Source organism: Roseibium sp. R5, assembly GCF_055755305.1.
Genome location: NZ_CM146910.1, coordinates 547,057 through 568,281 on the forward strand (window position 1 = coordinate 547,057; position 21,225 = coordinate 568,281).

At 56.9% G+C, this 21,225-nt stretch carries 19 protein-coding genes; 1 reads left to right on the top strand and 18 read right to left on the bottom strand.

Features of this window, described 5'->3' with window-relative positions; all coding sequences use genetic code 11:
• The first annotated feature begins 93 nt into the window (after positions 1–93).
• Positions 94–2,205, top strand: coding sequence for a hypothetical protein (locus AC0J4F_RS02570; RefSeq protein ID WP_473025326.1), 2,112 nt, complete (start codon positions 94–96; stop codon positions 2,203–2,205).
• Between the two features lie 71 nt (positions 2,206–2,276).
• On the opposite strand, the gene fdhF is transcribed toward AC0J4F_RS02570, so the two are convergent.
• The 18 genes from fdhF to AC0J4F_RS02660 form a co-directional block, all read right to left on the bottom strand.
• A complete protein-coding gene (fdhF, locus tag AC0J4F_RS02575) occupies positions 2,277–5,045 on the bottom strand; it encodes a formate dehydrogenase subunit alpha (RefSeq protein ID WP_473025327.1) in 2,769 nt (922 codons plus the stop codon).
• On the bottom strand, positions 5,042–6,718 hold the full coding sequence (locus tag AC0J4F_RS02580; protein ID WP_473025328.1) for an NAD(P)H-dependent oxidoreductase subunit E: 1,677 nt from the start codon (positions 6,716–6,718) through the stop codon (positions 5,042–5,044). Before AC0J4F_RS02580 ends, fdhF begins: the two co-directional genes overlap by 4 nt.
• Positions 6,719–6,856: 138 nt before the next feature.
• Positions 6,857–7,387, bottom strand: coding sequence for an RNA pyrophosphohydrolase (locus AC0J4F_RS02585; RefSeq protein WP_473025329.1), 531 nt, complete (start codon positions 7,385–7,387; stop codon positions 6,857–6,859).
• A gap of 56 nt (positions 7,388–7,443) precedes the next feature.
• A complete protein-coding gene (locus AC0J4F_RS02590) occupies positions 7,444–8,595 on the bottom strand; it encodes a divergent polysaccharide deacetylase family protein (protein ID WP_473025330.1) in 1,152 nt (383 codons plus the stop codon).
• A 103-nt stretch (positions 8,596–8,698) separates the two neighbouring features.
• Positions 8,699–10,030, bottom strand: a complete 1,332-nt coding sequence (locus tag AC0J4F_RS02595; protein ID WP_473025331.1) for a S41 family peptidase — start codon at positions 10,028–10,030, stop codon at positions 8,699–8,701.
• The gene (locus AC0J4F_RS02600) at positions 10,027–11,409 is read right to left on the bottom strand and encodes a murein hydrolase activator EnvC family protein (RefSeq protein WP_473025332.1); all 1,383 of its coding nucleotides are present in this window, start codon (positions 11,407–11,409) and stop codon (positions 10,027–10,029) included. The genes AC0J4F_RS02595 and AC0J4F_RS02600 overlap by 4 nt, the downstream gene beginning before the upstream one ends.
• A 180-nt stretch (positions 11,410–11,589) precedes the next feature.
• A complete protein-coding gene (gene rlmH, locus AC0J4F_RS02605; RefSeq protein WP_133948983.1) occupies positions 11,590–12,072 on the bottom strand; it encodes a 23S rRNA (pseudouridine(1915)-N(3))-methyltransferase RlmH in 483 nt (160 codons plus the stop codon).
• A gap of 83 nt (positions 12,073–12,155) precedes the next feature.
• On the bottom strand, positions 12,156–12,539 hold the full coding sequence (rsfS, locus tag AC0J4F_RS02610; RefSeq protein ID WP_286182741.1) for a ribosome silencing factor: 384 nt from the start codon (positions 12,537–12,539) through the stop codon (positions 12,156–12,158).
• A 236-nt stretch (positions 12,540–12,775) separates the two neighbouring features.
• The gene (locus AC0J4F_RS02615) at positions 12,776–13,405 is read right to left on the bottom strand and encodes a nicotinate-nucleotide adenylyltransferase (RefSeq protein ID WP_133948987.1); all 630 of its coding nucleotides are present in this window, start codon (positions 13,403–13,405) and stop codon (positions 12,776–12,778) included.
• Positions 13,402–14,682: a glutamate-5-semialdehyde dehydrogenase gene (locus tag AC0J4F_RS02620; RefSeq protein WP_473025333.1), complete on the bottom strand. Its 1,281-nt coding sequence runs from the start codon at positions 14,680–14,682 to the stop codon at positions 13,402–13,404. Before AC0J4F_RS02620 ends, AC0J4F_RS02615 begins: the two co-directional genes overlap by 4 nt.
• A gap of 52 nt (positions 14,683–14,734) precedes the next feature.
• Positions 14,735–15,874, bottom strand: a complete 1,140-nt coding sequence (gene proB / locus AC0J4F_RS02625) for a glutamate 5-kinase (RefSeq protein WP_473025334.1) — start codon at positions 15,872–15,874, stop codon at positions 14,735–14,737.
• A complete protein-coding gene (gene obgE / locus AC0J4F_RS02630; RefSeq protein WP_409685798.1) occupies positions 15,874–16,920 on the bottom strand; it encodes a GTPase ObgE in 1,047 nt (348 codons plus the stop codon). Before obgE ends, proB begins: the two co-directional genes overlap by 1 nt.
• Positions 16,921–16,965: 45 nt before the next feature.
• Positions 16,966–17,511, bottom strand: coding sequence for a GNAT family N-acetyltransferase (locus AC0J4F_RS02635; RefSeq protein WP_473025335.1), 546 nt, complete (start codon positions 17,509–17,511; stop codon positions 16,966–16,968).
• Positions 17,508–18,077, bottom strand: a complete 570-nt coding sequence (locus AC0J4F_RS02640) for a GNAT family N-acetyltransferase (protein WP_209172247.1) — start codon at positions 18,075–18,077, stop codon at positions 17,508–17,510. Before AC0J4F_RS02640 ends, AC0J4F_RS02635 begins: the two co-directional genes overlap by 4 nt.
• Positions 18,074–18,679: a GNAT family N-acetyltransferase gene (locus AC0J4F_RS02645; RefSeq protein WP_209002346.1), complete on the bottom strand. Its 606-nt coding sequence runs from the start codon at positions 18,677–18,679 to the stop codon at positions 18,074–18,076. Before AC0J4F_RS02645 ends, AC0J4F_RS02640 begins: the two co-directional genes overlap by 4 nt.
• A 141-nt stretch (positions 18,680–18,820) precedes the next feature.
• Positions 18,821–19,090, bottom strand: a complete 270-nt coding sequence (rpmA, locus tag AC0J4F_RS02650; RefSeq protein ID WP_008192734.1) for a 50S ribosomal protein L27 — start codon at positions 19,088–19,090, stop codon at positions 18,821–18,823.
• A 56-nt stretch (positions 19,091–19,146) separates the two neighbouring features.
• Positions 19,147–19,743 (bottom strand): 50S ribosomal protein L21, encoded by a 597-nt coding sequence (locus AC0J4F_RS02655; protein WP_473025336.1) that lies wholly within the window; start codon positions 19,741–19,743, stop codon positions 19,147–19,149.
• Positions 19,744–20,083: 340 nt separating this feature from the next.
• The gene (locus AC0J4F_RS02660; protein WP_473025337.1) at positions 20,084–21,076 is read right to left on the bottom strand and encodes a hypothetical protein; all 993 of its coding nucleotides are present in this window, start codon (positions 21,074–21,076) and stop codon (positions 20,084–20,086) included.
• Positions 21,077–21,225 lie beyond the last annotated feature (149 nt).

The window sequence follows — 21,225 nt, forward strand, 5'->3', positions numbered from 1 at the left end:
ATATGCCGGACCTCTATCCCGGATACCGGAGCCAAGATGTTGTATTTTTCCAGTCCTCACTTCAAATGCCCCCGCCCCGCCTTTCTGGCACCCATGAAAACCACCGTGCTTTCGGTCGGTTTCGCTCTTGCGATTGTGCCTGGAAGTGCCAGCGCGCAAACGACCGGGCTCGAAGCTTATAACGCTTATATTGCCGGCCTGAAGGATCTTGGGTTTACCGTTGAGGACGGTGCAATCAACTATGACGGCACCACAGATACACTCACGATCTCGGGCGCCAGTCTCGGTTTCAAAGGCGTTATTACAGATCTTCCTGCCGAGGGATTTGACGGTGATGACGCTGACGCAGATGCGTCCGAAAACACAAGCCTTTCCTACGACCTGTCCTTGTCAGCGGGCACGGTGACAATTGAAGGTTTGAGCGAAGACAACAACGTTTTCTCCGCGGGCCGGTGGTCATACTCAGACGACACTAGCCTCACCATATCAGCCAGCATTGACGGTGAAGGCCGTTTTTTGGCGGACGCACGGATGTCGGGAGCAAAAGCTGAAAACTACAGCTTCACCATACCCGAGCTGCCTGCCGAAGATCCGGGTAGTCAAGCCAGCCGATGGTTGCCGTTTTTCAAAACCCTCCTGCAAGCTTCCTATGATGAGGTTCGGGTCGATACGACAGCCATGACGCTGGAAGCATATGCAGACGAAGACGGTAACGAAGCCCAAGTCATGTCTGGAACCGTTCAACTGGACGGGTATCTCATGGCCGGGGCGGTCGACGGAAAGATCGCACGTTATTCGCTCGATCAGATGACCCAGACCCTCGAAACCCGAGATGAGACCAGCGGGCAGACACTTACTCAAACCACGTCCCAGGGAAAGACTGTCTATGAGGACATGGATGCAAACGCCCTGATTGCGCTGCTCGATCCGGATGTTCCGGAGACCGGTGATGAAGTTACGGTTATCCGGACGGCCTCGGCAGTTGATTATGCCACTCGGCAGGATCTGGGCGACGGGACGACGATTGCCTTCAAGATCGACCGGAGTTCGACGGATGATCTGACCTTCGTGAAACGCGAAAATGATTTCCTCGATCTGATGGACAAGATGATTGCCGGAGAATTGCCGGAGCCTGTCGACATCATCACCAATGTTTTCCAGATCTACCGCTCCTTTGCGATCGCAGACGCGCGTGTTTCCGGAATTGACGTCAGCATAGAGCAAGCAGGCGTGGACACACCTGCAAAGGTGACCATCAAGGAGGCCGCACTGACAAATGTCAGTTCTGATGGCATCGGGGAAATGATGCTTGTTGGTATTGCCGCCCCAGACCTGCCCGAGGGTGCAGCCATGTCTCTGGAATGGGCTGCACTTGGCGATATTGAGTTCGCCGACTTTGCTCCGATGGAAAGCATGATCGCAACGTTGGTCGACAATCCCGATTATGGCGAGGAGAACCCTTTGGACGTCCTTCGGGCGTTCATGCCGCGGTCCATTTCGTATGAAGTGGAGGGGCTTAAGGTCGCCGTGCCGGATGCTGGTGTCACCAGTGTGAACCGTGCTGAAATGCGGATGTCTTCAACGGTGCCGCCCATCCCTACAAGTTATTATGCCAAGAACGACGGCATTCAGATCCCTGTGAAGGCTTTGGGCGATCCGGAAGTGGAAACATTTTTGGATGCGCTCGGGATCTCCGAGATCATCTGGTCTGATGAAACGCGTCTTTATTGGGACGAAGCCACAAAGGAACTCAACCTCGAACGGCTTACTTTCGAAATGGAAGGGGTTGGACGGGCGGAGGCTTCCGCGCGGTTCGGCAATGTCCCGAAGCAGCTTTTTGAAGATCCCGAAGGCCAAGGTCAGATGGCATTGATCGTTGCCCAGTTCATCGACGCCCGCATCCGGTTTGTCGACGACGGTGTTACCGAGAACGGTCTCGCTCACATCGCCAATGACCAGAACATACCGGTCAATGTGTTCCGCGAGGCTCTGACGGAGCAGGCAGCCGAAATGACGGCGCCAATCCAAAATGCTGCTTTCACCGAGATGGTTCGATCAGCGGTTTCAAAGTTTCTCGAAAATCCAGGCGAGATCACTTTGAGCCTCAAGCCGCAAGCACCTGTCCCGCTGGCGCAAATTGTCGGCAGCTTGGCGGCGCCTCAAACTCTGCCGGACCTCTTGAACGTTCAGGTCAAGGCAAACTAAGACTTCGGGAAACGCAGAAACGAAAAGGGCGGCCGCTGGGCCGCCCTTTTTTTATCTAATGATCAGGAGATCTATTCCGCAGCTTCCTGGTGTTCGGCGGCTGAAATCCGGGCCGCGCAGAACTTGAACTCCGGAATCTTGCCGAACGGATCGAGCTGCGGATTTGTGAGGAAGTTCGCCGGCGCCTCATAAAAACAGAAGGGCACGAACATCATCCCAGTCGACACGTCACGGTCCGCTCGAAGTGTCAGCGTGATCGCCCCCCGGCGTGTTTCCACAGTCACCTGCTGACCAATCTCCAGGCCTTGGAGCTTGATGTCGCGCGGGTTCATCGAAACAACCGGTTCCGGTTCGATCGCATCCAGAACTGCCGCCCGGCGGGTCATCGCACCGGTATGCCAATGCTCCAGCATCCGTCCGGTGGTCAGGACCATAGGGAAGTCCTCATCCGGCGTTTCATCCGGCGGGACCAGGTCGGTTGGCACGATCTTGCCCCGGCCATCAGCCGTCGGGAACGACTGACCGAACAGGATCTCGTTGCCGGGCTTGTCCGGGCTGTCTGCTGGATAGGTCACAGTGCCATCGCGCTCCAGACGCTCCCAGGAAATGTTCTGGATGGACGCCATGTGGGAGCGCATTTCCTCGTAGATCGCTGGCACGCCGTCATAGGACCAATCGAGCCCCAGCCGGTTGGCGATTGCAATAATCAGCTCCCAATCTGCGCGCGCTTCGCCCGGCATCGGGACACAAGGCCGGCCGATTTGAACCTGGCGGTTGGTGTTGGTGTAGGTGCCGAGCTTTTCCGCATGAGCGGAGGCCGGTAGGATCACATCCGCATGCCAGGCGGTTTCGGTCAAAAAGATGTCCTGAACCACCAGATGCTTCAGGCTTGAAAGGGCCTTTCGTGCATGGTTCTGGTCCGGATCGGACATAGCCGGATTTTCGCCCTGGATGTACATGGCCTCAATGCCGCCAGCCAGGATATCGTCCATGATCTCGACGACGGTAAGACCGCGAACTGGGTCAAGCGTACGCCCCCAGGCATCTTCATATTCTGCCCGGATGTCAACATTTTCGACGGACCGGTAGTCCGGGAAAACCATCGGGATGAGGCCCGCGTCGGAGGCGCCTTGCACATTGTTCTGGCCGCGCAGCGGATGAAGGCCGGTCCCCGGACGGCCGATCTGGCCAGTCGTCAGTGCCATGGCGATCAGGCAGCGTACATTGTCAGTGCCATGAACGTGCTGGGAAACACCCATGCCCCAGTAGATGATCGAACGCGGGCTGGTTGCGTAAAGACGGGCAACGTCGCGCAAGGTGCCGGCATCAATGCCGCAAACCGGTTCCATGGCTTCCGGGGTGAAGTCCTGGATCTTTTCCTTCAGAGCTTCAAAGCCATCCACATGCGCCGCAATATACTGCTCGTCATAGAGCCTTTCGGTCACGATAACGTTCAAGATGGCGTTGAGCATGGCAACGTCCGTCCCGGGCTTGAACTTGAGCCCGTAATCGGCGTGGCGCATCAGCCCCTGCCCGCGCGGATCCATGACGATCAGCTTGGTGCCGTTCTTTGCTGCCTGCTTGATGTAGGTCGCGGCGACTGGGTGGTTCTGTTCGGGCCGCGCACCGATCACAATCATGCAATCAGCATCTTCTGCCGCGTTGAACGGTGCAGTGACGGCCCCGGAGCCGATGCCTTCCATGAGCGCGGCAACAGACGAGGCATGACAAAGCCGGGTGCAGTGGTCAACGTTGTTCGTCTGAAACCCCTGACGGATCAATTTCTGAAAGAGGTAAGCCTCTTCATTAGAACCTTTTGCAGACCCGAACCCGGCAATACCCGCACCGCCCTTGGTCTCAAACGTCGCTTTCAGGCCATTTGCCGCCAGATCTAGCGCCTCGTCCCAGGTCGCTTCGCGGAAGACCTCGAGATAGTTGTCGAGGGTCAGAGAGATGCCCGCATCTTTCGGCGCATCGTCTCGGCGGATCAGCGGTTTAGTCAGTCGCTCAGGGCTTGATACATAATCAAAACCGAAGCGGCCTTTGACGCACAACCGGTTTTCGTTGGCCGGGCCATCGCGGCCTTCAACGCTCACGACCCTGCCGTCTTTCACGGAAACAGATGTCAGACAGCCCACACCGCAGAACGGGCAGACACTGTCTATGGTTTCATCTGCATAGACTTCCCGGGTCTTTGCGGCTGCATCGAGAAGACTCTTTTCCATCAGTGCGCCGGTCGGACAAGCCGAAACGCACTCACCGCAGGCCACACAGGTGGACAGGCCCATGGGGTCGGCAAGGTCAAAGACCGGAGCCGTGTGGGACCCGCGATCCGCCATTCCGATAACGTCGTTCACCTGGACTTCCCGACAGGCTCGTTCGCACAAATTACAGGCGATACAAGCGTCGAGATTCACGGCAATTGCGGGATGGGACACATCCTGAGCCGGCTTTTCGCACGGTGCGAAACGGCTGGAGGTGACACCAATCGCATCGGACCATTTGAAGAAATCGCTCTCCGGGTCCGGGTGATGATCGCGGCTCGGTTGGTCAGAGGCGAGAAGCTCGAACACCATCTCGCGCGCCTTGGACGCGCGCTCCGTGGCCGTCTGGACAACCATCCCTTCTGACGGCGTGCGGATACAGGAGGCCGCCAGTGTGCGCTCGCCCTCGATATCCACCATACAGGCCCGACAGTTTCCGTCCGATCGGTATCCCGGCGCGTCCTTGTGACAGAGATGCGGAATGGCGACGCCTTCGCGTTTCGCCACTTGCCAAATGGTTTCGCCGTCTTCCGCTATTACGGTTTTCCCGTCGAGAGAGAAGGTGATGTTGCTCATACTTCAAACTCCTCAGAGAAGAATTTTTGCACCGACGCCACAGGGTTGCTGGCGGCTTGTCCAAGACCACAAATGGACGCTGAACGCATGACTGCGTCCAGATCAGCAATCTTGTCCTGATCCCAGTCGCCCTCAGCGAGCAACTTTTCCATTTTTTCAGTGCCAGACCGGCACGGTGTGCACTGACCGCAGCTCTCATGCTTGAAGAACCGCATCAAGTTGAGGGCCGCATCGCGCATGTCATCCAGATCGGAAAAGACGACAATCGCGTGGCTGCCAATGAAGCAGCCGTGCTTGTCGAGCGTGCCGAAATCAAGCGGTTCATCTGCGAGCGAAGCCGGCAGGATGCCACCGGATGCGCCACCCGGCAGATAGCCCTTGAAGCTGTGGCCGTCTTCCATACCCCCGCAATACTCTTCAAGCAGCTCGTTCATGGTGATTCCGGCCGGAGCCAGTTTCACACCCGGCTCCCTGACACGGCCTGATACCGAGAAAGACCGGAAACCCTTGTGCCCCCTAAGTCCTTGCTCGGCAAACCAGTCCGGCCCTTTTTCGACAATGTCGCGGATCCAGAAGAGCGTCTCGATATTGTGGTTGAGAGTTGGGCGGCCAAACAAACCGACTTGAGCAATGAACGGCGGGCGATGACGGGGCAAACCACGCTTGCCTTCGATCGACTCGATCATTGCGCTTTCTTCGCCGCAAATATACGCGCCAGCTCCCCGGCGAATCTCGATATCGATCGTTGTGATGATACCAGCTGACCGCAGCGCCTCGATTTCCGTGTTCAAAATCTCCAGAACGGCAGGGTACTCGTCTCGCATGTAGAGATAGATCCGATCAGCGGAAATCGCATGGGCAGCAACAAGAGCACCTTCAAGGAGACGGTGCGGATCGCTCTCCAGGTGATACCGGTCCTTGAACGTCCCCGGCTCGCCTTCGTCACCATTTATCGTCAGGTATTTCGGTCCCGGAAGATCGTGGACAATCTTCCACTTGGTACCGGTCGGAAAGCCTGCACCACCCAGACCACGCAGACCCGCAGCCAGTACAAGATCGGCCACGGATTCAGCGGTCAGATCGCCAGATCTGACACGCTCCAGAACCTTGTAACCGCCCGATGCACGATAGGCCTCAAAGCCGGTGTATTGCGGGATCTCCGGCGTAACTGTTCCTTCAAACAGCAGAGAGCGGACAGACATCTCGTTTGCATGATCGACCGCCCGCTTGCCCACTTGAGCGGCCGGGGCAGCTGCGCACCGGCCGATGCAGGGCACCTTCTGTATCCGGACTTTGCTCGGGTCCACACCACTTTCCAGAGCTGCCGCCAAGGCATCCGCGCCTTTGAGAGAACACGTGATGCTGTCGCATACACGGACAGTCACCGGTGCCGGTTTTGCCTCGCCTTCGCGGACAATGTCGAAGTGGTGGTAGAAGCTCGCGACTTCATAGACCTCGGCCTGAGAAAGACGCATTTCCTCTGCCAGCGCACGCAGATGCCGCGCCTCCAGACACCCATATGCATCTTGGATTTTGTGCAGATGTTCAATCAACAGATCGCGGCGGCGCGGCTCATCTCCAAGCAGCGCCTGCACTTCTGTAAGTGCCGCATCCTCCAATTGACGCCCTTTTGGCTGGGACGGCTTGCGTGAAAGCCCCTTGCCGAAAGACATTGGCGTTTACTCCCAGAATGATTTCGTTGGCCGGATGTTATCCAGCGAACTCAGGCCTGTCTGTTTGAAAAACGACAAGCGCGATCCCAAAGCTGACGCTTTGGAACAACAGACCCGACGAAAACATGGGCTCTGAGTTTATATCGTCAGATGCGAAAAGGCGGCGACAACCTTCTCGTAAACCGGGCGTTTGAAGGGGACGATCAATTCCGGCAGCCGGGATACATCTTCCCAGCGCCATTCCTCAAACTCGGCTGAATGACCATCGGGCGGGGTCAAGATATTGATCTCGTCATCTGATCCTTCAAAGCGATAGGCAAGCCAGCGCTGGGCCTGCCCCCGGTATTTGCCCTTCCGGCTCGAACGGGCAATCTCGCCCGGGTAGTCATAGGCGAACCACTCCGGCGCTTCTTCCAACAGCGTCACCGACTGAATGGATGTTTCTTCATAGAGTTCCCGCCTGGCGGCCTTTTCCGGCGTTTCACCGGCATCGATCCCGCCTTGGGGCATCTGCCACTTGTAATCGTAGCCATTTTTGTTGGCCTCCGATGACCGGCTACCGACCCAGACCTTCCCGACCCGATTGATCAGCATGATCCCAACACAGGGGCGGTAGGGCAGGCCATCCACGCTTTCAGGATAACCCGGTCCAAGATCCAGTTTTGTCACCAGAAACCTCACTCAATACGCAAAAGAAAACCGTGGATGCGACGCTGCCGTGTATATTATTCGTCGCGATCGATGGTCGCACTGACTGGAACCAGCTGCAAGCCGCGTTGCTCGAGATCCTGCACCCATTCCTGCAGTTGCCGGACGGTGACGGGCAGCGCCGACCCGGCAGCCACAGCATATCCGCGTGCACGGGCAACGCTCTCAAGCTGCAAAAGATTTGCATCGATATTGCTTTCCCGCGGCACTTCATCAAGCACGACATCAACGCCGCTGAACGGCATTCTGAGTTCGCCTGCGACCTCGTCAGCGATGCTGCGCGAGGTCGTGCCGTTGTCGACAAACATGAGACCTCGGGATTCAAGTTTTTCCAGAAGGTACTGCATGGACGGACGGGTCGATGAGAAGCGGGCTCCCATTTCGCCAATCACGCCGACATAGTTTGTGGCTCGGGTCAGCAAAAACGCGAGGCGGTCCAGGAGCTCGGCCGGTTGAAGGCTGACAAGAAGCGTATGCGGACCGGGATCGTTGTCGGGGAAATCAAATGGTTCCAACGGCAGCTGGAGAAGCAGCTCGTGCCCTTTCATCCGGGCCTGTTGCATCCAGAGATCCAGATCCGAGCCATAAGGTGCCAGCGCGAAAGTCACATCCGCCGGAAGACTGTCGATCGCGTTTTGCGTACCTGTTTCGCTCAGCCCAAGCCCGGTAACAACGACGGCAATTTTTGGAATAGACGTAAATTGCGTTTGGATTGGTCGCGCGTAAGCATCAAGTGGTCGCACACCAGCGTCGCTGACCATCGGCAAGAAGCCGTAGTCCGAGCGTTCGCTCACTCGTGGATCTGGATTGATTGCCAATCCGGTCACTGGCGCGTCCAGCCCCAATCCGTCGGGGCGGATGATCATTTCATAACGCGGACCAAGGTAGTCACCGCTAGACTGTTGGCGGAGATTTGGGCCTAGATCATCGCCCACCGTCGGACGGATCTCGACGACCTCGATGTCCTGGGATGTGATCCCTTCAACAACCTCATCAAGTGGCAAGACAGCAAACGGTTCTCCGCCATACGGATCGTCTACCACCAGGATCCAAATAAGCGCCGTTGTTAAGACGACACTTATCAATCCTGCGCCAATGAGGCCAAACGGCAGCCTGACAAGCCGCCGCTTTCCCATTCCTAAGGGAGCTGTGAGATCTTCGCTCGACATATCGTCCAGTGCCTTTACGCCGGCAACACGCCGGCATGATCATTGTTTTTGGATACGCAGAACGAGTGGAAAAGGTGCGCCGTGGCTGGCGCACCTTGGAGTTTTAGTTTTTCGGAACCGACGCTGTGTCAGCAATCGGTGGGAACGCGCTGTTCACCTGAACGCCACGCAGAAGATCAAGCGCCAGGTTCAACTGTGTGTCGTCTTCCGAATCCGGCGGAATGTAAGCTTGGCTTCCAGACTGTTCTTCACCCTCGGCTTCAAGGTGGCCGCGAAGACCTGCCTCACCGCGGGTTTCAACACGGCCAACGAGTTCTTCTGGAAGTTCCTGAAGCGCTTCGATGTCCGGGACAATACCCTTGGCCTGGATCGAATTTCCTGATGGCGTGTAGTAGCGCGCCGTGGTCAAGCGGATTGCACCATTGGCACCCAGCGGAATGATCGTCTGTACGGAGCCTTTCCCGAAGGAGCGCGTTCCGAGAATTGTTGCCCGGCGGTGATCTTGCAAAGCACCCGCAACAATTTCAGACGCTGACGCGGAGCCGCCATTGACCAGTATGATGACAGGTTTGCCGTCGGTGAGGTCACCGGCGCGCGCATTGTAGCGCTGGGTTTCATCTGCTTCCCGGCCTCTAGTGGATACGATTTCACCACGATCAAGAAACGCGTCGGACACGGCAATTGCCTGGTCCAAAAGGCCGCCCGGATTGTTCCGCAGATCAATCACGAAACCCTTGAGCTTGTCGTCGCCAATGTTTTTGGCGGTTTCCTCAAGTCCTTTTTTCAAACCGTCGAAGGTTTGCTCGTTGAACTGCGTTACACGAACATAGCCAACATCATCCTCTTCCCGCCAGCGGACGGACCGGATGCGGATGATGTCGCGGGTGATCGTGATATCGAGCGGTTGTGTCTGACCTTCGCGGCGGATGGTGACCACGATATCCGTGTTGACCGGGCCACGCATTCTTTCAACAGCTTCGTTGAGGGTCAGACCCTGAACCTGTTCGCCGTCGATATAAGTGATCAAGTCACCCGCCAATACACCGGCCTTGGCCGCAGGTGTTTCGTCGATCGGAGAAACGACCTTCACCAAACCATCTTCCATGGTCACTTCGATACCCAGACCGCCGAACTCACCGCGGGTCTGCACCTGCATATCGCGGAAGCTTTTGGGTGACATGTAACTGGAGTGCGGGTCCAGCGACGTCAGCATGCCATTGATGGCGCTTTCGATCAGCTGTGCATCATCAGGAACTTCAACATAATCCGAGCGGACCCGTTCAAACACATCCCCAAATAGGTTCAGCTGCCGATATGTATCGGTGGCTGCAGCATTTGCTGCGCCTGACACATGGAATGGCATTTGGGACAAGGTTGTCACAGCCGCGGCCCCCAAAAGGGCACCTGCCAGCAGCAAGGAAGCTTTCCGTATCATCCGCGAGCCTTTTCTTCTTCTGTGCGCGCCCACCATGGTGTGGGATCGACCGCACGGCCGTCCTTCCGAAATTCAACATATAATATCGGCTGGGTCGAGCCCATACCGAATGTTGATGCGCTTGCCCATTGGGTCGCGCCCATTACACCGACCGGTTCTCCGGCCAAAACAAATTGTCCGAGCTCCGCATCGATCCGGTCCATTCCGGCCAGGAGCACATGGTAGCCGTCACCTGTGTTCAGGATCAAGAGCTGGCCATACGACCTGAAGGGACCAGAATACACCACCCATCCATCTGCTGGCGATGTGACATTCGATCCGGGGCGTGTGGCGATTGACTGGCCTTCAGTCACACCGCCAAACTCATCTTCTTGACCGTAATCCTTCAGCACAGTGCCGGATACGGGTTGAGGAAGCCGTCCCCTGGCGTCCTCAAAAGCAATCGCAGGTGCCAGACGACCAGGATCCGAAAACGGATCGTTATCTCGCGGCGTCCGGTTTTGATCCAAAGCAGCCTGCCGGGATTTCTCAGCGGCTTCCCGGGCGCTTTCGATCTCGGACTCCAAGTCTGCAATCAATTCCTTGAGCGAACCTGCCCTTGCCGCCAATTCTGCTGCACGGCGCTTTTCATCCTCAAGGCTACGGACCGTTTCAGTATGTTCCAGCCTTTTGGCGCGCAAGAGAAGTTCCAGCCGTGACTTTTCCTCAGCCAATCGCATGGCATCACCGCGAAGCCGGCGTTCCTCATTTGCGATGACTGTCTTCAAGCGCTGAAGCTCCTCCAAATCAGCGGCCAAGGCCTCCGTTTCCACCCGCAATTCCGGCATGACCGCATTCAAGAGAATCGCGCTGCGAACCGCCGAAAGAGCGTCACTTGGGCGAACTGCCAATGCTGGTGGCGGCCGGCGGCCAATACGTTGAAGCGCCGCCAACACTTCAGCTAGGACATCGCGGCGCGCGATCAAGGACAAGCGAACAGCGTCTTCATTCTCGCCGAGACTGCGCAGCCGACGTTCGGTGTCCGTCAGCTCTGTTTCAAGCCCGCGAATTGTGTCCGCTGTGTTGATGATCTTTGCATTGAGGGTGTCGCGGTCCCGGTCAAGGGACTGGATTTCTCGGGCAATCGCCGCTTGCCGATCCGACGAGACAGTGATGTCTGACGTAAGCGCGGCGAGCTCCTGTTCGCGCTTCGCCTTTTTCTCAATCGCAGCTTCAATTTCCGGTGAGCTGACCGCAACCTCGGACGGATCTACCGTCTCGGTGACGTACCCTGGCACTGGCCACAGAAACGCACAGGCAAAAAGGCCGCTGAGAAGTGCCGGCTGACCAGCTTTCTTCCACCGCCGTTTTCTAGTTCCCCTGCCCGGATCTGATCTCAAGTCGCGCGATCTCCAATACGCCATACGATCTGCGATACCGGCATGGCGTTAACGAAGTGTTTACCGTAGTGGCCAAACCGTTAACACCGCGCCCTTATCCACCACTCGCAGCATGATGAGCACTATCGGCAGAATGCGGCGATATGCTGGCGCTCTGTTTTATGATCGAGGATCTGATGATCAAACGCGATGATAAGGATGGCCGGACTGGATCGTGATCGCCCGGTAAATCTGTTCCGCAAGAAGAATGCGGGCAATTTGGTGCGGCCAGGTCATCGCCCCTAACGCCAGTTTCAAATCGGCGCGGGCCAAAACCTCTTGACCATGCCCATCGGCACCACCGATGGCAAAAACGATGTCGGGCGCGCCGTCATCCTTCCACTTCTCCAACCGCTCCGAAAAGGCTGGGCTGGACAGGCTCTTGCCGTTTTCGTCCAGCACGATCAGCTTTGCGCCAGCCGGTAGAGACGCTAAAATCGCACGTGCTTCATCAGCCTTGCGATCTTCGGCACGCTGAGCGCGGCTTTCCTGCATTTCTGAAAGACCGACATTGGTAATTCCGAGCGCGCGGCCAGACTTGCGCGCCCTGTCCATGTACCGGTCGAAAAGATCTTTGTCCGCACCAGCCTTCATGCGGCCAACGCAGATAAGTGAGAAGCGCATCAGATCCTCGCCGGACGAATATCCGGTGCCACTACTGCTTCGACAATATCACGGGGCTCCCGAAAGGAACCCTCGTGTCAGGTTCAGCCGATATACTGCGGTGCGTCGTCTTCCTCCGGGGCCCACATCTTTTCCAGATTGTAGAAACCACGGACTTCCGGACGGAAGATGTGAACGATCACATCACCGGCATCGATCAAGACCCAATCACAGGTGGTTTGCCCTTCAACGGTCGCGTTGCCGTGTCCTGCAGTTTTCAGGTCACGCTGCAAATGATCCGCGATCGCCCCGACATGACGATGTGAACGGCCAGACACAATCACCATGTGATCGGCCAGGGAGCTTTTTCCTGCGATGTCGAGAGTAACAAGGTCCTCTGCCTTGGAGTCTTCCAGACTCGCGAGAACCGTATCGAGGAGGCCGGCCGTAAGGTCTGCACTTACGGAAGCCTTCATAGGAGTGGACATTTCTGTCCGCCCGCTTTCAAGGGACATGGTCAGGTGGAATGCCTTTCGCTGTCTTCAATGGCCTGTGTCCAACGTCGTCACGAACATGATTGTCCGACTTTGCACGTCACCCGTTTTGGCTACAGGCCGGTTGACCAATGTGCGGCCGCCCCCTTAGCAGCCACACCACATAATACCGCGTCTGACTTGGCAATTTCAAGACAACGGAATTTTCACTAGGCTGCTTGCCTTATCCGTCACCCCTTGCGCCTCAGATCAGTTGATGAAGTCTGATCCAAAGGGGTGTGCAGAAACGTCCATACCGGAGGGTCCATATCGGGAAGAAGACCCGCATCCTCTTCTGGAAGCCGATATTTTTCATAGGCTTTTGCCATTGGCGACGACAACACCGACAGCGATGCGCCCGGTCTGTCGACAACTGCGACCGGCACGGTGCCGAGAATACCTCGCCAATCCTGCCAATGATGAAACCCTGCCAAATTGTCAGCACCCATGACCCAAACGAATCGGACCGACGGGTTTCTGGACCGCAGGGCCTGCAGTGTCTTGGCCGTGTAGGGCGTGCCCAACACCTTCTCATAAGCGGTCACTTTCATCCGCGGATGATTGGACAACGCACTCGTCAAGTGAAGCCGCAGCTCAAGCGGCGCCAGCTCCGAATGGCTCTTCAGAGGATTGCCCGGTGTGACAAACCACCAAACTTGATCCAGCCCAAGACGCTTCAGAACAGTGTCGGCAACCATCTTGTGACCGGAATGCGGCGGATTGAACGACCCGCCGAAAATTCCGATCCGGTTGCCCGCTTCACAATGGGGCAATTTCAACCAGTCCTGATGACGGTCCTGGCCGGTGGACAATTTGCTCATGGACGGATTTGGCCCGTCCCATGCACCTTGTATTTGAAGCTTGTCAGCTGCTCGACGCCAACGGGCCCGCGCGCGTGCATCCGCCCAGTCGCTATGCCGATTTCAGCACCCATCCCAAATTCGCCACCGTCCGCAAACTGGGTCGAGGCGTTGTGCAATACGATCGCCGAATCCACTTCCGCCTGAAACCGGTCTGCGGCAGCCTGATCTTCGGTGATGATGCAATCGGTGTGGTTGGACCCGTAGTTTGCTATATGCGCGATGGCAGCATCGAGATCCGGCACAATCATCGCGGAGAGGATCTTGTCCAGATACTCCGTTGACCAATCCTCTTCACTTGCTTCCAAGACACCTAAACCAATTTTCTGGACTTCGGCATCGCCGCGGATCTCGCAGTCACCTGCGTTCAATGCGTCTAAAATTGCCGGCAAGTGGCTTTCAGCGACGTCTTTGTGAACCAGCAGCGTTTCCAAGGCGCCGCAAATCCCGGTGCGGCGGAGCTTGGAATTCTTCACAATCGACACGGCCTTTTCGAGATCGGCAGCCTTATCGACAAAGATGTGTACGAGCCCCTCAAGGTGCGCGAACACCGGGACACGCGCCTCGGTCTGAACCCGTTCGACCAGACTGCGCCCGCCACGCGGAACGATCACATCGAGGTTTCCGTTCAATCCCCGCAGCATTTCGCCAACTGCCGCCCGGTCGGTCACCGGCACGATCTGAATTGCATCTTCAGGCAGACCTGCCGCCGCGAGGCCCTTTTGCAGCGCTACGTGGATCGCCCTGTTGGAGTTGATGGTGTCGGAACCGCCGCGGAGCACAACGGCATTGCCGGCCTTCAGGCACAGAGCACCGGCATCGGCGGTCACATTCGGACGGCTTTCGTAGATCACACCGATCACACCGAGCGGTGTTCGGACCCGTTCGATCTTAAGACCATTCGGCCGTTCCCATGCCGCAATCACGCTTCCAACCGGATCATCCAGCGCAACGATATCCTCTAGGGCTGCGGCAATCGCCTCAACGCGCTCTTCGTTCAAGGTGCCACGATCCAGAAACGCTGCGGTCTGGCCATTGGCCTTCATGGCTTCGACGTCTTTGGCATTGCCTTCAAGGATTTCCGGCGTTGCGGCCCGGACCGCTTTCGCCATCGCCATGAGCGCGTTGTTTTTTGCCTCGGTTGGGGCATTGGCAAGCACCCGGCCAGCTGCCCGCGCCCGCGTGCCGATATCCGCCATCAAAGCTTCCGTCGACTGTGCCTCAACCTTGTCCAGCATTCCTTCAACTCCCGTTTGGCGCGTTCATCAGCGCCACCTTGAATTGGTGTTTTTAGCTTGTTCCGTTCAAAAAGCCATCTTCGAGCACAAGATCATCCCGATGGATCATCTCTGCCCGGCCCGGATATCCTACAATTGCCTCGATTTCGCGGCTGTTGCGGCCAGCAATCAGCTGCGCCTCATCCATGTCATAGGCAATGAGACCGCGCCCGGCCACTGCACCGTCCGGCGCCAGGATTTTCACTGCGTCTCCACGACTGAACTGACCGGATACGCTGGTGACCCCTGCAGGCAACAAGCTTTTTCCGGACTTTAGGGCACGAACGGCACCCGCATCCAGAAGGATTTCGCCGCGTGGCTCCAACGTCCCGCCAATCCAGGCTTTTCGGGCGCTTGCCGGTGTCGCCAATGCGGGGAACCAGGTGGCCCGTGCGCCCTCGTCCAGGCGTTTCAGCGGGTTGAGCTCCTTGCCGGATGTGATCACCATCGACGTTCCTGCGGCGGTGGCGATTTTCCCGGCATCGATTTTGGTCTTCATGCCCCCGCGGGAAAGTTCGGACCCGGCACTTCCGGCCATTGCTTCAATCTCTGGCGTAATCCGCGAGACTTCCGGCAAGAACACCGCAGACGGATCCACATGCGGCGGCGCGGTGTAAAGTCCGTCGATATCCGACAGCAGTACAAGGCAATCGGCGCTCGCCATGGTCGCAACGCGTGCGGCCAGCCGATCGTTATCGCCATACCGGATTTCGGACGTTGCAACGGAATCATTTTCATTGATGATTGGAACCGCACCGAGCTTCAACAGCGTTCCGATGGTGGCACGCGCATTGAGATATCGGCGGCGCTCTTCCGTATCTCCGAGTGTCAGGAGAATTTGCCCGGCGCGCCGATTGTGCGCGTCCAGCGCTTCGGCATAGGCTTTGGCCAATGCGATCTGGCCTGTTGCTGCCGCTGCCTGGCTTTCTTCCAATTTGAGAGGTCCTTTTGGCAACCCAAGGATCCCACGGCCAAGCGCGATAGACCCAGACGACACCAGAAGCACCTCAGCGCCGGCATCCATCAGGTCAACCACGTCGGAGACCAGAGCCTCCAGCCAGTCTTTCCGAAGCGCTCCATTGCCAACAAGCAGCGCCGAGCCGATCTTGACCACAATCCGGCTATGGGTCTTGAGGATCCGCTGCGCCGACATCAGGGATGCCACCCCTCCTGCTCGGGAGACGGTACCTGATTGGCAGCTTCTTCCTTGTCGCGATCGATGGCCCGGACAATCATCCGCAGGGCGCGGTCAACATTCAGACCGCTGGCAGATGACAGGATCAAGGGTCTTTGACCACAGGCAGCCTCCAGGCTTGCCGACTTTTCTGCGATCAGATCTTCGGTCAAGGCATCGCATTTCGACAAGGCCACGATCTCGGGCTTATCCGTCAGACCAGCTCCATAGGCTTCCAGCTCTCCGCGGACGACCTTGTAGGCCTCGCCAGGGTCTTCTTCACCCGATCCATCAACCAGATGGAGGAGAACGCGGGTCCGCTCCACGTGACCCAGAAAGCGGTCACCAAGGCCGGTGCCTTCGTGGGCACCTTCAATCAGACCAGGGATATCGGCCATGGCAAAGCTGTTGCCGTCGATCTGCACGATTCCAAGGTTCGGGTGCAGGGTTGTAAAGGGATAATCTGCGATCTTGGGCTTCGCTGCCGATACGGTTGCCAGGAAGGTGGATTTGCCTGCATTCGGGAGACCAACCAGACCGGCATCCGCAATCAGCTTCAGCCGCAACCAAATCCATTTCTCTTCGCCTTCAAGACCCGGATTGGCGCGGCGTGGCGCCTGGTTTGTCGAAGATTTGAAATGCGCGTTGCCGAAACCGCCATTGCCGCCCCTCATAAGGTGGACCTTTTGGCCGATTTCCGTCAGATCGGCGATGATGGTTTCGTTATCTTCTTCCAGGATCTGCGTCCCGACAGGCACTTTCAGAACAACATCGTCGCCATGCGCTCCGGTCCGGTTCTTACCCATCCCGTGAATGCCCGTTCCTGCTTTGAAGTGCTGTTGATAGCGATAGTCGATCAGCGTATTGAGGCCATCAACGCATTCGACAATGACATCACCGCCCTTGCCGCCGTCGCCACCATCCGGTCCGCCGTATTCAATATATTTCTCGCGGCGGAAGGAGACACAGCCCGCACCGCCGTTTCCTGATCGCACGTAGATCTTTGCCTGATCGAGGAATTTCATTTTCTTCTCTTTTCATCCTGGACCAGGACTTGATCTTTGTTTCGATCAATGACCGGTCGTAAAATCTGCGCGCATCAATTCGGTTTGCAAGGCCGGCACTGGGCCGGAGCGCGCGGCACTGTCACAGAGCCTTTCTCCAACCTGGCGAAAGCCCATTTTATTCATAACCGCCAAGGACGCGGCGTTTGTCTTCATGGCTTCGCTGACAACCCGGTTGTGATCCGTTGTCCGGAAAAGCCATTGAAGCGCAGCCAGAACGGCTTCGCTCATAAACCCTTGCCCCCAATAGGGCTGTCCCAGCCAATAGCCGATCCGGGGCGTTTCCTGCAACTTCCGAAAACCCACCGCGCCGATCATTTGGCCATCATGGTCAATATGAAAGGGCAGTTCATCGGTCTGTTCCGGTGCCTTCCAACTCGCAGCCGCCCTGTCAAGAAATGCCCGTCCGCCCTCCAGATCATACGGATACGGCACCCGGGACAACATCTTGACGACCTCGTAGTCTCCGAGAAGTGCAGCGCAGGAATTCAGGTCATCCCTTCGCGGCGGCCGGAGCACCAGCCGCCGGGTCCGGATCTCTGACGGGCTCATGCCACTTGCCGTCTGGCTTCGTAGTCAGACCGCTCCAGGCAGACGACGACATTCGAAACCTTCCGGTCAAGCGCCTTTGCATACCGTTCGGTCATGGCATAGGGCTTGAACCCGAACTTGCGCAACAAGCCGCGGGACCGGGTGTTCTCCTCAAATGCCCGGGCACCAATCGCATCGGTTTTGTAAACGTCAAAACCCCACTCCAGAACGGTCTCAACAGCTTCCGAAGCATAGCCATGACCCTGGAAGGCTCGCCCGATCCAATACCCGATTGAAGGCGCATTCGGCAGTTCATCGAGATCACCAGGCGCAATAACGCTCACAACACCGATGAAAACACCGCCCAGCGTGATCGCGAAAGCTGCTTCATGTGTGAGCGGATCGACCCCCACAACCGTTTCCAGATAGGCTTCCGTCTCGCCTTCCACAAACGGCCAGGATACACCGCTCAGCCAGCGGACAATCTCAAAATCCTTACCGCCAAGCTGTGCAATTGCCGAAGCATCATCGGCGGTCAGCGGCCGCAGAACCAGACGGCGCGACTTCAATTCTGGCAACGTCATCATCGGCCTTGCCCCCATCCTTTCAGAGATTTCCAGACGGCTTTTTCAAGCGTGTACCGCTCGATCGGCACAGACCCGCCGGCCCCGAGCGACCGGATCATCGACTGATCGCGATACTGGAAACCCGATTTGATCAAAACCCTGCGCGAAGCCGGGTTGGTCACCCGGCAAGAGCCCTGCAATTCTTCAGCGTCTGTATGCGTGAAGGCATGATCAACAAGCGCATGGACCGCTTCGGTTGCATAGCCCCGTCCCCAGAAGGGTTCGCCGAGCCAATAACCAACATGCAGAGGACCATCCGGCTCGACATTGGCGTAGCGGGTCAGACCGATGAGGCGGCCCGTGCTTTTCAACCGGATCGCAAACCCGGCGTTCAGCGGACGGTTGCGCTCAGCCTTTTCGATCAGCGCGCGGCCATCTTGCGCCGTGAAAGGATGCGGCATGGTGGACAGGTTTGCCGCCACCTGTTTGTTGTTCGCCAGGAACACCAAATCAGCCAAATCGTCCACACGCGGCGTGTCGAGCCGCACATGAACCGCTTCCTGCGGCAACGGGGCCGCGTACAAACTGCTTTCGTCTAACAGACCATCGCTTTCAACAACCATTTTTTCCTCCAGCCAAAACAAATCAAGGGAAAGATGGTGCCCCATCTTCCCCTTGGATCTTTGACTGGTCTTTGATGCTGACCTGTCTCGAATTGCCGGGGTCTGGATGGGACACCGGCGCTTCGAAACGTCACGTCGGCTTTACTCCGCAGCTTCCGCCACTGGGACCACATTGATGAAAGTTCGTTTGTTGGCTTTCGCCTGAAACTCAACTTTGCCTTCAACGGTCGCAAAAATGGTGTGGTCCTTGCCCATGCCTACGCCGGTGCCAGGATGCCAGGTTGTGCCACGTTGACGAGCAATGATGTTGCCCGGGATTACGGCTTCGCCACCGTACTTTTTGATGCCGAGACGGCGGCCAGCTGAGTCGCGGCCGTTGCGGGATGAACCGCCTGCCTTTTTATGTGCCATCGTTAGAACTCCTCGTTCTTCGAATACTTAAATGTCAGGTCTTAAGAAACTGCAGCTCAGTTGCCAGCCAGTTCTTTCGCCTGCTCAACCCAGTTACCGCGTTCGAACTTGCCCTTCAGGCCGGTCTCTTCTTCAACGCGAGCGATGTGATCAGCGCTCATGGCTGCGATCTGAGCGAAGGTGGTGATGCCAGCTTCGTTCAGTTTCTTCACAGCAGCCGGGCCAGCGCCGTCCAGTTTCTTCAGGTCGTCCGCGCCAGCGTCTGCAGCCGGTGCGTCTTCCTTGGCTTCAGCCTTCGGCGCAGCCGCTTTCGGCGCAGCCTTCTTGGCCGGTTTTGCACCACCGGTCAGGATGTCGGTCACCTTAACGAGGGTGAACGCCTGACGATGGCCATTGCGGCGGCGGGAATTCTGACGCCGGCGCTTTTTGAAAATGATAACTTTGCGGTTGCGGCCCTGATCGACCACTTCTGCAACAACGCTGGCACCTTCAACGGTCGGAGCGCCAACTGTGGTGTCAGTGTCGTTGCCGACCATCAGCACTTCGTCGAAAGTTACGGTGCTGCCAGCTTCGGCATCGAGTTTTTCGACCCGGAGCAGGTCGTCAGCGGCAACTTTATACTGTTTGCCACCAGTTTTGATCACTGCGAACATGTCTCGCACGTCCTTCTTTTCGTTTTTAAAATCCTACAACTCGCTTACGCTAGTCGCGGAAACCGCGTTGAACAAAGGCGCCGAAGCAGCAAACATCTGCTTTCGGTCTTTGGCAGGTCATTAGAGCGGCTTGAGTAAAGCGCATTCCTGCGGGCCCGGCCCAACACGAAGGCCGGAGTCTGAGCAGACCCCGGCACTTCGAACAGCGCGCAATATATGTATCGGCATCGGCATGTCAATCTTTTCTTGGAATTGAAACACGCATTGGAGTTGACCGCAAAAGCACCGCGCGCCGCTAATCCAAATCTCCCGCACCAAAGGATGCACGGTGGTCGACTACCTACATATGTACATCCATGTCTCGAACTGCCGCACGGGCTCCTCCCATTTCCGCCTCCAACTGACGCACCTTACTCTCGAGTATTGCAACTGCTGCCAGGTTGTCGCGCGCTTGAACTGTCGTTTGGCTTACGGTGACGTCTGTCGCATAAATTTCAGCCTCAAGTTCGTTCACCTTGGTCGACAGACCGGCAACGCCAAACCAGCTTTCTTTTATGTCCGTTGCACTGCCCTTCAGCTCAAACAGTTTGCCAATTACTTCATACTGGATGCCCGTCAAAACGACGTTGAGGATAGGCTTGACCATACAAGATCCGCCAGCAAGCAAAGTGAAGTCTGCATCGACCTGGACTGTAGACGTTGCCCCAAAAAAGAAATTGTTCGATACGCCGGTCACATAAGTGTCCTTCGCCGTACTTTTCTCATACTGGTGACCGCCGATGACCTTGTAATGGTCCTGCGAGCTTTCGTAGATCGTCCCGTTTGCTGATCCGGAACTCGTCTTGCCGGCTGTGATGTATATGTCCTTGCCATCCGCGCTCGCGATCTGCACATCGCTGCCAGTTGAGGAAATGGAAACCGTCCCTGCTGCTGCGGTCGTATAGGAACCTGTTGCATCAAGCTCGTAGTTCCCATTGACCGCCTGATTATAGGCTCCGGTCTCAATGTACATCTTCTCGCCAGCCTTAACGAGGATCCGTCCATCGCAGGACAGTAAGATGCCTTTCAGTGTTTCACTGTCGCTCACACCAGCCGCCTGGTCGACCGCAGTATCGCTGTCGCCAGCGTCACTTATGTGCTGCTGCGGGTAGTAAGCTGCGAGTTCACTGGACGTGCAATCGTATTCAAGATCGGACGCCTCGCCGAGCCTTAGGATAGCGCCGAGCTCATCATCGCCCCCGTCATCGTCCACGTTATAAGGTACGAAGAAGTATACATGTGGCGTGCTGTATTGAACGTCGCTTTCGCTCGATATTTTGGTTTCCGAATCCATGTCCGCGTCCTGTGCTCTAAAATAAGACGCCGGACATGGCCGGTAGGTAACCGCTAGCGACTGATGTGTCCTTGTCTTTGTTAGGAGTTGATACCAGACCTTCCTATCGACAAGGGAACAACCAGCAGATGACTCAGATTTAATATTGA